Annotated in this window: 9 protein-coding genes; 6 read left to right on the top strand and 3 right to left on the bottom strand. The window is 72.2% G+C overall.

What is annotated here, in order from left to right:
* The first annotated feature begins 46 nt into the window (after positions 1-46).
* From lanKC to MED01_RS08600, 4 genes are all read left to right on the top strand, one after another.
* Positions 47-2,644 carry a class III lanthionine synthetase LanKC gene (gene lanKC / locus MED01_RS08615; protein ID WP_238667975.1) on the top strand — a complete coding sequence of 866 codons (2,598 nt, stop codon included), beginning with the start codon at positions 47-49 and terminating at the stop codon, positions 2,642-2,644.
* Between the two features lie 5 nt (positions 2,645-2,649).
* Positions 2,650-2,769 (top strand): SapB/AmfS family lanthipeptide, encoded by a 120-nt coding sequence (locus MED01_RS08610; protein WP_013734295.1) that lies wholly within the window; start codon positions 2,650-2,652, stop codon positions 2,767-2,769.
* Positions 2,770-2,841: 72 nt separating this feature from the next.
* Entirely contained in the window at positions 2,842-4,569 is a 1,728-nt protein-coding gene (locus MED01_RS08605) for an ABC transporter ATP-binding protein (RefSeq protein WP_238667974.1), read from the top strand.
* Positions 4,566-6,344 (top strand): ATP-binding cassette domain-containing protein, encoded by a 1,779-nt coding sequence (locus tag MED01_RS08600; protein WP_238667973.1) that lies wholly within the window; start codon positions 4,566-4,568, stop codon positions 6,342-6,344. The genes MED01_RS08605 and MED01_RS08600 overlap by 4 nt, the downstream gene beginning before the upstream one ends.
* A 26-nt stretch (positions 6,345-6,370) precedes the next feature.
* On the opposite strand, the gene MED01_RS08595 is transcribed toward MED01_RS08600, so the two are convergent.
* The 3 genes from MED01_RS08595 to MED01_RS08585 form a co-directional block, all read right to left on the bottom strand.
* Positions 6,371-6,955: a response regulator transcription factor gene (locus MED01_RS08595; RefSeq protein WP_238667972.1), complete on the bottom strand. Its 585-nt coding sequence runs from the start codon at positions 6,953-6,955 to the stop codon at positions 6,371-6,373.
* Between the two features lie 119 nt (positions 6,956-7,074).
* Positions 7,075-7,683 carry a response regulator transcription factor gene (locus MED01_RS08590; RefSeq protein ID WP_238667971.1) on the bottom strand — a complete coding sequence of 203 codons (609 nt, stop codon included), beginning with the start codon at positions 7,681-7,683 and terminating at the stop codon, positions 7,075-7,077.
* Positions 7,684-9,351: 1,668 nt separating this feature from the next.
* Positions 9,352-10,491: a substrate-binding domain-containing protein gene (locus tag MED01_RS08585; protein ID WP_238667970.1), complete on the bottom strand. Its 1,140-nt coding sequence runs from the start codon at positions 10,489-10,491 to the stop codon at positions 9,352-9,354.
* A gap of 467 nt (positions 10,492-10,958) precedes the next feature.
* Between MED01_RS08585 and MED01_RS08580 the strand changes: the two genes are divergently transcribed.
* Together MED01_RS08580 and MED01_RS08575 are read left to right on the top strand one after the other, a co-directional pair.
* Positions 10,959-13,004, top strand: coding sequence for a DUF2264 domain-containing protein (locus MED01_RS08580; protein ID WP_238667969.1), 2,046 nt, complete (start codon positions 10,959-10,961; stop codon positions 13,002-13,004).
* A complete protein-coding gene (locus MED01_RS08575) occupies positions 13,004-14,308 on the top strand; it encodes an ABC transporter substrate-binding protein (protein WP_238667968.1) in 1,305 nt (434 codons plus the stop codon). The genes MED01_RS08580 and MED01_RS08575 overlap by 1 nt, the downstream gene beginning before the upstream one ends.
* Positions 14,309-14,336 lie beyond the last annotated feature (28 nt).

Genomic DNA, 14,336 nt, shown 5'->3' with positions numbered 1-14,336 from the left:
TCAACGCCGGAACAACAGCCGGCCGAGTTCGAGGGGCGGCGAGACGGTGGACGAACGCTACGACAGCTACTGCGCCGCGGATCGGCTGTTCTACGACTCGCTCGGCAGCGCCGTCGCCCAGCCCGTCTTCCCGGCCGCCGAACGGCCGACGCCGACCGGCTGGCGCCGCGAGCCCCTCGACGACTGGCTGATCTACGGCCCCGACGGCGGTTCGCTGCCGCAGCAGGGCTGGAAGATCCACGTTTCGGCCGGTCTGGCGAACGCCGAGCGGGTGCTGGACGCGGTCTGGAACTACTGCGTCCCCCGCGGGCTGTCCTTCAAGTTCCTGCGCGGGCCACGCACGCTGCTGCTGCGCAATTCCAAGTACGCCGCCCGGGCCGCCAGCGGCAAGTTCATCACTGTCTATCCGCGCGACGACGCGGAGCTGGAGCTGGCCTGCAAGGAACTCGACGAACTGCTCACCGGCGAGACCGGGCCGTACATCCTCAGTGATCTCCGCTACGGCACCGGCCCGGTCTACGTGCGCTACGGCGGCTTCGCCGCCCGCTACTGCCACTCAGCCGACGGCCAGGTGGTTCCGGCGATCGAGGACGACTCCGGCACGCTGGTGCCGGACCGCCGGGAGCCCGTCTTCCACGTGCCGTCCTGGGTCACCCTGCCCGACTTCCTCGGCCCGCACCTGGCCGCCCGCAACGACACCAGCACCAACGAGGTGCCGTACCGGATCGAGCGGGTGATCCACTTCTCGAACGGCGGCGGCCTGTACGTGGGCAGGGACCTGCGTACCGACACCGAGGTGGTGCTGAAGGAGGCCCGACCGCACGCCGGCCTGGACGCCGACGGCACCGACGCCGTCGCCCGGCTGGCCCGCGAGGCGCAGGCCCTACGGCAACTCGCCGACCTTCCGCAGGTACCCCGGGTGCACGACGAGTTCGCCCTCGGCGAGCACCGGTTCCTCGCGCTCGAGTTCATCGAGGGCCGACCGCTGAACAAGGTGCTGGTCGACAGGTACCCGCTGATCGACGCCGACGCGACAGACGACGACCGGGCGGCGTACGCCCAGTGGGCCCGCCAGACCTACGAGCAGGTCGAATCCGTCGTGACGGCGATCCACGACCGCGGCCTGGTCTACGGGGACCTGCACCTGTTCAACATCATGATCCGGCCGGACGACCGGGTCGCCCTGGTGGACTTCGAGGTGGCCGCCCCGATCGCCGGGCACCGCCGACCCGGGCTGCGCAACCAGGGCTTCGCGGCACCGAGGGACCGCAGCGGGCCGGCGGTCGACCGGTACGCCCTGGCGTGCCTGCGGCTGGCGCTGTTCCTGCCACTGACCCAGCTGGTCCGGCTCGCCCCGGCGAAGGTCACTCACCTGGCCGACATCATCGCCGCGAACTTCCCGGTGCCGAGGTCCTTCCTCGATCCGGCGGTCGAGGAGATCACCGGTGAGCCGCGCGTCGCCGCGGACCCGCAAAGGGCTCTCGACGCGGATGACTGGCGCACCACGCGGGACCGACTGACGACGGCGATCGTGGCCAGCGCCACCCCCGAGCGCGACGACCGGCTCTTTCCCGGTGACATCGAGCAGTTCCGCAGCGGCGGCCTCAACCTCGCCCACGGGGCGGCGGGAGTGCTGTACGCGCTCGACAAGAGCGGCGCCGGACGGTGGCCCGACCACGAGGACTGGCTGGTGCGGCGGACGACAGCGCCCCCGTCCGGCACCCGCTGCGGCTTCTACGACGGGCTGCACGGTGTCGCGTACGCACTCGAGCACCTCGGACGCCGGCAGGACGCGCTGGACGTTCTCGACATCTGCCTGCGGGAACCCCTGGACGGGCTCGACCACAGCCTGGCCAGCGGACTGTCCGGGATCGCGCTCAACCTGGCCGAGCTGGCCGCACGCACCGGGGAGGTGTCGCTGCGCGAGGCCGCGTGGCGGGCCGCCGAACGGGTGATCGGGCAGCTCGCTCACGACCCGGGCCCGGACGTCAGCGGCGGACGTAACCCGTACGCCGGGCTGTTGCGCGGCCGGACCGGACCGGCGCTGATGCTGTTGCGGCTCTACGAGCTCAGCGGCGACGCCGAACTGTTGGGGCACGCCGCCACGGCGCTGCGTCAGGATCTGCGCCGGTGTGTGCTGCGTCCGGACGGTGCCCTGGAGGTCAATGAGGGCTGGCGCACCATGCCCTATCTGGCCCACGGCAGTGTCGGTATCGGGCTGGTCCTCGACCAGTACCTGCGCCACCGGGCCGACGAACGGTTCGCCGAGGCGAGCGCGGGGGTCCGCCGCGCGGCGCGCTCACCGTTCTACGCACAGTCCGGGCTCTTCACCGGCCGGGCCGGCATCATCGCCTACCTCGCCGCCTCGACCGACGACGCCGACCGCAGCGAACTCCGCGCGCAGGTGGACCGGCTGGCCTGGCACGCGCTGCCGTACCGGGAGGGGACCGCATTCCCCGGTGAGCAGTTGCTGCAGCTCTCCATGGACTTCGGCACCGGCACCGCCGGCGTGCTGTACGCGCTGGCCAGCGCGCAGCACGACCAGCCGCCGGCGCTGCCCTTCCTCGCGCCCCTGCCGGGCGCGAACAGACTCCCTCGCGACAGCGGGGGCGACCAGTTCGGCGAACGGATGGAAGGGAGGTGAACGACATGGCACTTCTGGACCTCCAGGGCCTGGAGATGGCTCCGGCCGACCGCACCGGTGGCGGTAGCCGGGCGAGCCTGCTGCTCTGCGGCGACAGCTCGCTCTCCGTCACGACCTGCAACTGATCCACGCACACGTGGGGCCCTGGGTGGGTAGACGTGCCCACCCAGGGCAACCGCGTACCAACGGGAGGACCGATGCCGACGTTCGCCGTGGGGGACAGGCTGCTGCGGCAGACGGTCCTGGCGGGCGGCGGCTGGACCGCCGGACTCGCAGCGGTCGCGTTGCTCGGCGCGGCCGCCGAACTGTTGCTACCCGCGGCCCTCGGCCGTGCCGTCGACGCCGCCCTCGCCGGCGGCTCCGGCTGGTGGGCGGTGTCCGCCTGCGCCCTTGTCGTCGTCCTCATCTGCGTCGACACCCTGACGGACCTGGCCAGCGGGTTCGGTGCGGCGCGTGCCACCGCCGGACTGCGCCGGCGCCTACTGCGTCACCTGTTCGCCATGGACGTCCGCGCCACCCGCCGGCACCCGGTGGGTGATCTCGTCGGCCGGTTGGTCGGCCAGGCTGCCGACGCGGGACAGGCCGGCAACGCCATGGTCCTGACCATCGTGGCGGTGCTTCCGCCGCTCGGCAGCGTCGTCGCGCTCACCATCATGGAACCGGTCCTCGGGGTCACAGTGCTCGCCGGTCTCGGCCTGCTCGCCGTCCTCATGCGCGCCTTCGTGGCCGACGCCTCGGCCGCGACCGCCGGCTACCAACGGGTGCTCGGCAGCATCGCCGGCCGACTGTTGGAGTCGTTGACCGGTGCCCGGACCATCGCCGCCGCCGGCACCACCCGTCGCGAGGAGGACCGGGTGCTGGCGGCCCTACCGGAGCTGGACCGGCACGGCCGGCGTACCTGGGCACTGCTGGCCCGGGCGAGTGCGCGCACCTCGGCCGTGGCGCCACTGCTGAACCTGAGCGTCATCGCGGTCGGCGGGTACGCCTTGACCGCAGGCTGGCTCACACCGGGTGAACTGGTTGCGGCAGTCCGGTACGCGGCAATGGGCGCCGGGCTCGGTGCAGTGCTCGCCACCCTGAACCACCTGGTCCGCAGCCGCGCGGGAGCACACCGGGTCGCCGAGGTGCTGACGCAGCCCGCCACGCCGGCAGGTGATCGGCCCCTTCCACCCGGCGGCGGCGCCCTGCGACTGCGCGGGGTGTGCGTGTACGCCGACGACGGCCGGCCCATCCTGGACGGCGTCGACCTGGACGTGCCGGCCGGCGCCACAGTGGCCGTGGTCGGAGCGTCCGGTGCCGGCAAGTCGACGGTGGCGGCCGTGGCGGGACGGTTGTACGACCCCGACAGCGGTGACGTGCGACTGGACGGGGTGCCGCTGCGGGACCTCGACGCGGTGGCGCTGCGCCGGGCCGTCGGCTACGCCTTCGACCGGCCGGTGCTGATCGGCGCTACCGTCCACGACGCGATCGGCCTGGCACTGCCTGACGACTCGGCGGCGCCGCCGGCCGATCGGAGCCCGGCCACACCGGCCGTTCTGCGGGCGGCCCGGATGGCGGCGGTCGCCGACGTGATCGACCGGCTGCCCGGCGGTTACCGCACCCCGCTGGTGGACACACCGCTCTCCGGGGGCGAGACCCAACGCCTCGGCCTGGCCCGCGCGTTCGCCGCCGAACGGCTGCTCATCCTGGACGACGCGACGTCCAGCCTCGACACCGCCACCGAACATCGGATCACCGAGGCTGTTCTCGGGCACGCCGGGGGGCGTACCCGACTGGTGGTCACCCACCGGAGCGCGGCGGCCGCGGCGGCCGATCTCGTCGCCTGGCTGGACGGCGGCCGGGTGCGCGGCCTGGCGCCGCACCGGCACCTGTGGGCCGACCCGGACTACCGTGCCGTCTTCCAGCCGGCCGGCGGTGGGTCGTGAGCCGTGCCGGCGTACGCCGGGTGACCTGGCGGGCGCTGCGGGCCAGGCGGCGTGAGCTCGCCGGGCTCGGCGGCTGGTCGCTTGTCGAGTCGCTGCCCGCGCTGCTCGCCGGCTACCTGGTGGCCCGTGCCGTCGACGAGGGTTTTCTGGCCGGACGTCTCCTCAACGGCCTGGCCTGGTTGGGGGTCCTCGCGGTGGCCGTACTGGTCGGCGCGGCGGCCACCGGTCGGACGTACCGGAGCCTCGGCGCCGTGGTCGAGCCGTTCCGCGACGAGGTGGCCGCTCAGGTGATCCGGGGCGCGCTACGCGACGCCACCACTGCGGGTGGCCGTCCCGACAGCGCCGCCGTGACCCGGCTGACCCACCAGATGGAGATCATCCGCGACACCTTCGCCGGTCTGCTGATGGTGACCCGCGGGTTCCTCTTCTCCGCTGGCGCGGCAGTGCTCGGCCTGCTCGCCCTGGCGCCGGTGGTGGCGGCGCTGGCGGTCGCGCCGCTGGTCGCCGGTCTGGTCGTGTTTCTCGCCGCGCTGCCGGCGATGGTCACGCACCAGCGCGCCTACGTCCGGGCCGGTGAACAGCTCGGCCAGTCGGCGGCGACCGCGCTGGCCGGTCACCGCGACGTGCTGGCGTGCGGCGCACAGACACGTGTGACGGCGGAGGTGGCACGGTGGGTGTCGGAGCAGGCCGCCGCCGAACGCATGCTCGCCCGGATGGCGGCGATCCGCAGCCTCAGCCTCGGCATCGGCGGCTGGCTGCCACTGCTGGTGCTGATGGTGACCGCCCCGTGGCTGGTCGAGCGTGGTCTCACCGCCGGCGCGGTGCTGGGGGCGCTGATCTACGTCTCCACCGGGCTGCAGCCCGCGCTGCACACATTGGTGCAGGGCCTCGGCGGCGGCGGGCTCCGTTACGCGGTAACCCTGGAGAACATCCTGCGCACCTGTCCGGTCTCCGACGACCAGCGCCCGCCAGCCCTCGCCGCCGGGACGCCCCACCGTCGACCACCCGCCGGTCCGGCCGATCGTCCACCAGCCATCGAGGTACGGGGACTGACCTTCGGCTACGGCCCGGGCGCCCGGCCCGTCCTGCTGAACTTCTCGCTGACGCTGGCCGACCGGGGCCATCTCGCCGTGGTGGGCCCGAGCGGTGCGGGCAAGTCCACACTGGCCGCCCTGATGGCCGGTCTGGTGCCGCCGCAGGCAGGCACGGTCCACCTGGCCGGCATGCCGGTCGCCGAGGCTGAGCCGGCCGTTCTCGCCCGGATGCGAGTGCTGGTGCCCCAGGAGGCGTACGTCTTCACCGGCAGTCTCGCCGACAACCTCCGCTACCTCCGGCCGGACGCCGACGATGACACGCTGGAGGTCGCCCTGGACGCGCTCGGTGCGCGTCCCCTGGCGTCCCGCCTGGGCGGCCTGGGCGCGCAGGTCGCGCCGGCCCTGCTCTCCGCCGGCGAGCGGCAGCTCATCGCGGCGGCTCGGGCCTGGCTGGCACCCGCCCCGTTGGTGGTCCTCGACGAGGCGACCTGTCACCTGGACCCGGTGCTGGAAGCGACGGTCGAGGCCGCCTTCGCCCGGCGGCCCGGCAGCCTGGTGGTGATCGCGCACCGGATCAGTTCCGCGCTGCGGGCCGGTCGGGTGCTGGTCCTCGACGGCGACGAGCCCGTGGTGGGGACGCACGAACAGTTGTTGGCCCGCTCGGCCACCTACCGGGCGCTCGTCGGCTGCTGGGACGACTCGATGGTGCCGTCCCCGGCGGCGTCGACGCGGCGGGGCTGACAGCGCAGCCGCGCCGACGGCGCGGCTCAGATCCAGCCCGCCTCGCCGGCCATCCGCACGGCCTCCACCCGGGTACGCGCGCCCACCTTGCGGGCGATCCGTCCGAGGTGATTGCGGACGGTGCCACGGGTGAGCCCGAGCGACACCGCCACCTCCGCGACCGGCGCCCCTGCGGCCGTCAGCCTCAACACCTCCGTCTCGCGGCTGGTCAGTGGGCCGTCCGAGTGCAGCGCCGCGACGACGAGATCCGCGTCGAGCACTGGCTCCCGGCGGGCGAGCCGGCGGATCCCGTCGATGACCCGCTGGGGGGCGGCGTCACTGCGCAGGATGCCGACCGCCCTGGTCGGGCACAGCATGCCTCGCAGCCGCCGGGCCCGATGGGGGTGGGCCAGCACCAGGACGGGGCACTTGCCGAGGCGGTCGGGATCGACCTGCTCGACGAGATCGAGGTCGGCCACCACGACGTCGGGGCATTGAGCGTGGACGGCCGCGGAGACCGCGTCGCCGCTATCCACCTCCGCCACGACGCGGATGTCCTCCTCGGCGGCGAGGACGAACGACAGCGCGCCCAGAACCAGGGCACCGTCCAAGGCGAGCAAGGTACGGATCACGATGAACCTTCCCGCACTCCGATGGTGATCACACAACGTCAACATTCAAACACGCATCCGGTGGGGCCGCACGGCGACGAGGGCGGGTCGGTCATCTTCACCGGACCCGCCCTCGACGGTCACAGCCAGCCGTTACGCCGCGCGCGTGACACCGCCTCCAACCGGTTGCGGGCCCCGGTCTTGCGCAGAATCACCGACAGGTGATTGCGCACCGTTCCGTGTGCCAGGTAGAGGCGGACGGCGATCTCCTTCAGTGGCAGCCCTTCGGCCGCCATTCGCAGCACGTCCATCTCCCGAGGCGTCAACGGCATCTCCGGGGGACTCAGCACCGCGATCGCCGCGGCCGGGTCGATCGCCCGTTCCCCGGCCGCGAGCGCGCGGATCGCGCGCACCAGCTCGGCCAGCGAACAGTCCTTCCCGACCAGGCCGCGCGCGCCGGCTGCCAACGCCGCCTCCACCAACGCCGGACTCCACCGAGGGCTCATCGCCAACACGGCGGCGTGCGGCGCCTCGACGTCGATCCGGGCGACCACCTCCACCGGGTCGGGCAGCTCCGGTGTCAGTGCCAGCACCACCACCTGTGGTCGGCACCGCCGGACCACAGTCAACAGTTCACCGACACCATCGACGTCGGCGACCACCTCCATGTCCTCCTCGCGTGACAGCGCGGCGCAGAGCGCCCCGCGGAGCAAACCCATGTCCTCGGCGACAACAACGTGGATCACCACGTTTTCTCCGATCTCCGGTATGCGCCACGACGGCCACCGATCCCGGAACGTCCACGGGTTGGTCCGGGCGTCGTGCGCTACAGACGTGTGGGCATCGGCCCGCGGCATCGTCGCGGCGGACGGGCGCGGGCACTGATCGACCGATCAGCGGGTGGAGCAGGCCGCTCGGGCCAGCAACCGCTGTCGGTCGACAGGCCTCAGCCTGGGCGGGCGATCGCAGACGGAGTTCGGCTCTCGACCAGAAGCGGCACGAGATCGCAGGATTGCCCGGCATCGCGGGGCGAATACCGGTCGAGCGGTCGGACCAGCCCTGGTGCAGGCGTCGATCCGTTGTCAATGCCGGCGGCGTCCTGGTCGGCGGGTGCGACGGGCTCACCGGGAAGCACTGCCGGCGCGGCCACCGGTGCCGGGCGGGCGGCGAGGTGCCCCGTCGGGGCCGTGGCCCACGCGGGGCCGACGACGGACATCGGCGGTGGCGCGGCCGGGGCCGGCGGCGCTGCGACGCGTACGGGGGTCAGCGCCGGACCTGCCGGTGGCGTCGGAACTGTCAGCACGGGAGCTGGCTCGGTCACCGGCACGGCGGTCGGCCCGAGCGCTGGAGGAGCGGGCAGCGCAGGTATCACCGCCGGAACGATCACCGGGCAGAGAGGGGGTGGTAGAACGGCATCGGCGACCCGGAGGAGCCCCAAGACGACGGGCCTGATCGGCACCGCGCTCACGATGTCGACGACGTGCGGCAGGGGAGCGGTGATCAGGCCCAACACTGGTAGATCGCCTGGTCCGCGCGGCGCGGGTGGCCTGGGTGCGACGGTGGCTGGCTTAACTGGTGGATCGGCGGGCGGCTGCGTCAGCCCGACACGATGAGCCGCACGGGCTACGGAGGTCGGCCGGAGCTTTTCGCGCTCCGTCGCCGAGCCGGGTGAAACGGGTGCGCCGAGCCTCGACGCAGCCGTCGACAGTCGAGGCTCCGTCGAGGGTGGCTTGTCGCGGGGGCCGGTGGCGACACCGGTCGGCCCTGCCAGCGGGGTACGGGGCCCGGGGCGGCGACTGTCGTCGGCAGTCGCGGCTCGTTGGCGGTCCTGGTTGGGGCGCTCGGCGATCGTGAGCCGCGCGACCGACTCGACCAGAGCGCCGATCCTCCGATGAGGCTCGTCACCGGACCCGCTGCGCATCCCGTCGGCGGCGGCCGGCCCCTGAAACAGGGTAGCCACGACGAAACCGGCCCCGACGGCGGCCGCGATCAGCACCAGCCGCCGGGCGAGCCTACGCAGCCGGCCGGCCGCAAGCGGCGCGGATCGGCCCGGCGCAGACGCCGACGCGGTCTCGGTGACGGGACTTCGCACGCGAGCACGACCCCTTCCCTCTGGATTGCTGACCCATCGTAGCGATGTGCTCACGTAATCGCATCCGGTGATGGGAGCGCTCCTAGGCGGGATGTCACCGCACCACGTCTGCTGTGGAGGCTGGCTGGCCGCCACCCGGCTGCTCAGTGATCGGCGAACCGGTCATGTCGCTGTGCGGGCCGGGTGGGCGCATCCGCCGGTCCGTCCGGCACCGGCCCGTCCGCGGCCACGACTGCAGGGTCACGGCCGACCCGCCTGGGTCAGGTGAACGGCCCGGATCACCCCGGCCTGCCCGGCCCGAACGTTTCGGGCCGGGGGAGACCGCCTACGCGGGTGGCGGCGCGGTCGACCCTCGGACCCGCAGCGATGGGCTGATGACGATCCGGTGGGTGGGACGCTCGGGGTCGGTGAGCCGGTCGGCGACGAGACGCACGGCGGCTCGTCCGATCGAGCGTCGCGGCGGTCGGACCGCCGTCAGCGGCGGGCTGAAGAGCCCGGCGACCTCGTCGTCGTACGCCACGATGGAGAGGTCGCCGGGAACGGACAGGTGTCGCTCCTCGCAGTGCTGCACCAGCGCTATCGCCTCGGCGTCAGCGTGCACCAGCAGCGCCGTCGTCCCGGTCGCCTGGCACTGGTCGAGGATGCCGTTGAGTACCGTGTCTCGCTCGGACGACCGTGCGCCGGGTACAACAGCCATCACCGCGGCGTCCGGGTCGAGGCCGCACTCGGTAGCGGCGTCGAGCCAGCCGCGCCGCACGTGCTGGCTGGTGGGGCTGTTGGCGTCGAGCACCAGGCCGACCTTGCGGTGTCCGAGCGAGGTGAGGTGACGCACCGCCATTGCCGCACCGAGCGCGTGGTCGGTGACCACCGACTCCAGGACCGCGTGGTGGCTGCCTACCGTGGCGGTGCGTTCCAGCAGGACAACCGGGACGCCGACCTGGTCGAGCCACTCGATGGTGCGCTCGGCGGTCGGTGCGGCCATGCTCGGCGCGATGATCAGCGCGTCGACGCCCATCCGCCCCACCATGCGGGCCAGTTGCGGCTGGTCGTCCTCACTGTCGTAGGAGGAGCCGCGCAGAACCACCCGCATGTCGAGCTCGCGGGCGGCCCCCTCGACGCCGCGAGCCACGTCCGGCCAGTAGTAGTCCAAGGAGGGCACGAGCATGCCGAGGGCGCGCCCGACCAGCGGGTCCGGGCCTGCGGCGGATGGCTCGTCGGCTGCCGGGACGTCGTCCGGCAGGATCAGGGCGACCCCACCGTGGACCCGGCGAACCAACCCTTCGGCGGCGAGATCGGCAATGTCGCGCCGGATGGTGACCGGCGCGGCACCGAGCACCTGGGACAGGTCAGAGATGCGCATCGAGCCGTCGCGTTGCAGGGCTGCCAACAGTTGCTGGCGGCGGGCGACCTGAAGCGGCCCTCGGGAGGCCTCCGCCGTGACGACGACGGGGCTGTCCTTGGTCATGGGGACCTCCGAGGAACGCTTCGTGCGGCGAAAGCTCTTGCATGGTGCGGGCCACCTCGCCGGCCGGGCCGAACGCGGTGATGTCGATCGTGAGCCGGATCACGAGCCCGCCCCGGCCGCGTCGCGGCCAGAGGGCCTGCGAAGCGGTCTGCGCCGGTCATGGCTCCTCGGACTGATAGAGCGGCTGTGAACGATTCTGATCGTATCAGAGCGATTGTGGCTGTCGAGGTGCAGGCGGGAGCGCAGCAAGTGCCGTCGGCCGGACAGCAGGCGGGGCCGGGCCGACTTCGAGGCGCATCGTGCGTTCTTTTGATCGAGTGTGTTCACATCGGTTTGGGAAGGGCATTGACTTGCTCCTTTGTGAGCGTTTTACTTCGGAAACCCTGCGGATGCCTGCACGTCACATTCATGGGCAACCCCCCGCTCGCCACAGTCGACGGAGACCGATCGATGCGACAGGACCACGGATGACGTTCGGGACGACCGGCCAGGTGGCACCGGCGACGGACTCGGATGTCGCCACCGCCGCGACCTGGAGCCGGGATGACTGGTTGGCCCTCGCCGACCGGATGCTCGCCGCCGCCCGACCGTTCGCCTCACCCGGACACTCCCTCGTCACCTTCCCCGGGCCGGAGGGCGGTTACGGGCGGGCCGTCGACGGACTGGAGGGCTTCGCCCGCACCTTCCTGCTGGCTGGGTTCCGCATCGCAGGTGCCCGGGGAGTGGGCTTGGACGAGCTCGTGGCCCGGTACACGGCAGGCATCACCGCCGGCACCGACCCGAGCTCTCCAGACCGTTGGGTGCGCTTGGACGAGCACCCCCAGGCGAAGGTGGAGGCCGCCTCCATCGCGCTGGTCCTGGACATGACCCGCCCGTGGATCTGGGATCGACTGCCGTCCGTGGTGCGCGAGCGGGTAGTGGACTATCTGCGCCCGGCAGTCGGCGACGACACGTACCCACGGATCAACTGGGTCTGGTTCCGGCTGGTCGTACAGACGTTTCTGCGTTCGGTGGGCGGGCCGCACTCGCTCGACGAGATGAACGAGGACCTGACCACCCATGACGGGTTCGTCCGCGGGGACGGCTGGATGTCCGACGGGCCGGACCGCGCCTACGACCACTACGTGGGCTGGGCCCTGCACCTCTACCCGACGCTGTGGGCCCGGATGGCCGGCGCGGCGGACCTGGCCGAGCAGCGCCGCGAACGGGACCTGGCCGGCCTCGACCGCTTCCTGAGCGACGCGGTCGCGCTCGTGGGCGCCGACGGATCACCGTTGATCCAGGGGCGCAGCCTGACCTACCGCTTCGCCGCGGCGGCGCCGTTCTGGGTCGGTGCCATCGCCGGTGTGCCCTCGGTCAGCATCGGCCGGTTGCGTGGCGCGGCCACCCGCATCGTGCGTCACTTCGTCGCCAACGGCGCCCTGGACGAACGAGGCCTGCTCACCCTCGGCTGGCACAGGCCGTGGCCGCGACTGGCGCAGTCGTACTCCGGGCCGGGCTCGCCGTACTGGGCCAGCAAGGGCCTGCTCGGCATCGCGCTACCCGCCGACCATCCGGTCTGGACGACTCCCCAGGAGCCGCTACCGGTGGAGGAGCGGGACACGGTGCGGGCGATACGCGCGCCAGGCTGGCTGATCTCTGGCACCCGCGCCGACGGCATCGTCCGCGTCGTCAACCACGGCACCGACCACGCCGTCGAGGGCGCCACCGTCTCAGATTCCCCGCTCTACGCCCGACTGGGCTACTCCACGGCCACCACCCCGGTTCTCGACGACAGCGGCTGGGCCACTCCGCTCGACCAGTCCGTCACTCTCGTCGACGACGCGGGCCGGGTCACCCACCGCGCCGGCATGCGCCTGCTCACCGTCCACGTCGACACCGACGGCGTGGGCGTGGCCGGGTCACGTGCCCTCGCCCACTGGGTCGACCCGGATACAGGTCAGCGCGACCACGGCGGCGGCCGCGTGGGCCGGTCCCGGCCGGCCGGACACCTCACTGTGTATTCGCTGGTCCGCGGCCCCTGGGAACTACGTCTGACCCGCGTCGACGACCTCGCCGACGGCGTCGAGGCAGCTGCGCTGAGGCTACGGATCGGCGGCTGGGCCATTGCCGGGGATGCGACGGTCACCGTCGACGGCGGCGTGGCGGTCGTGACCCGGGCCGACCTGACCAGCCGGCTCGACAGCATTCACGGCGGCGGCACGGCCGGCGTCACCGCCGTTGCGCACGGCGGGCCCCTGGCCGACGGGCTGGTCGTGCCATGGCTGGACCACCCCGTTCGGCCGGGCGCATGGGCCGCCGCCTTCACCGAGCTGTCCAGGGTGCCGGTGGCCACGGCCGGGCAGGCATGCCGGGCCGTGCTCGACGAGGACGGCCGCGGCCTCCACCTGGCGGTCGACTGGCCCGACGGGATCAGCACGTCGACCCGTCTGGACACGGAGCATGCCAGGCCCACCAGGCGTCCTGGTAGCAGTGCGGGCCCGTCCGGGCCCCTTGACCCAAGGAGAGAGTGATGAAGCGTGCCATACCAGCCGTCATCAGCGCTGCGACGGCCCTGACGCTTGTTCTCGCCGGTTGCGGCGGCGGAGACGAGCCAGTCGACCCCAACGCCCCGGTGACGATCACCCTGGCTGGCTGGAGTCTGTCGTCCACGCCCGAGTTCAAGACGCTCGCCGACGGCTTCAAGGCGACCCACCCGAACATGACGGTGGAGCTCAAGGAGTACGCCCCAGGCAACGACTACGACACCCAGATGATCACGGACCTGGCCGCCGGCACCGCCCCGGACGTCTACGTCATGAAGAACCTCAAGAACTTCTACACGTACCAGAGCGGTGGTCAGCTGCTCGACGTCTCCGACATCACCTCCGGTCTCGGCTCGAGCCCGGCGCTCGCGTCGTACCAGGTGGATGGCAAGGCGTACGCGGTGCCGTACCGGCAGGACTCGTGGGTGTTGTTCTACAACAAGGACCTGTTCGCGAAGGCGAAGGTGGCACCGCCGGACGGCAGTTGGACCTGGGACGACTACACCGCCGCGGCGAAGCGACTGCACACCGGGCTGAAGGGGGCCGGCTCGAACGCGACCGGCGCGTACCAGCACACCTTCCAGTCGACAGTGCAGGGATTCGCGCTCGCCCAGACCCCCAACGCGGACCTGCTCTCCGGGGACTACGGCTACCTGAAGCCGTACTACGAGCGGTCACTTGACCTGCAGGCGGCCGGCGCGCAGCCGACCTTCGGCACCGCGAAAACCAACAAACTCACCTACCAGGCGCAGTTCGGCAAGCAGCAGTCGGCGATGCTGCTGATGGGCACCTGGTACGTGGCCACGCTGCTCAACCAGCGACAGAGCGGTGACGCCGACAAGTTCCAGTGGGGGATCGCCCCGGCGCCGCAGTTCGACAAGTCCACCACCGGCACCTCCGCCACGCCTGTCACCTTCGGTGATCCGACCGGCCTGGGGATCAACCCGAAGATCAGCAAGTCCAAGACCGCCGCGGCCAAGGCATTCCTCCAGTACGCGGCCGGCCCGGAAGCCGGCAAGGCGCTGGCCGGGATCGGCATCACCCCGGCCCAGGTCACCGACGCGGTCACCGCGACGCTGTTCGGGCTGGACGGCGTACCGCAGGACGACCTGTCGAAGTTCGCCTACGCCAAGCACACCATCAAGCCGGAGAACCCGGTGTCGAAGCACACCGCCGGCCTGCAGAACCTCCTCAACGAGACACACTCGGCGATCCTCTCCGACAGCAAGGGCGTCGACGCGGAGCTGAGCAAGGCGCAGACCCGCGCCAAGAACGAGGTCCTCAACCAGTGAGCTGATGGCGGGTCCGGCGCGCCTTCGT

This window comes from Micromonospora alfalfae (assembly GCF_022230925.1).
GTDB classification, from domain to species: domain Bacteria; phylum Actinomycetota; class Actinomycetes; order Mycobacteriales; family Micromonosporaceae; genus Micromonospora; species Micromonospora alfalfae.
Note: the sequence above shows the minus strand (reverse complement) of the source record. Positions and strands in the feature narration are given on the sequence as shown.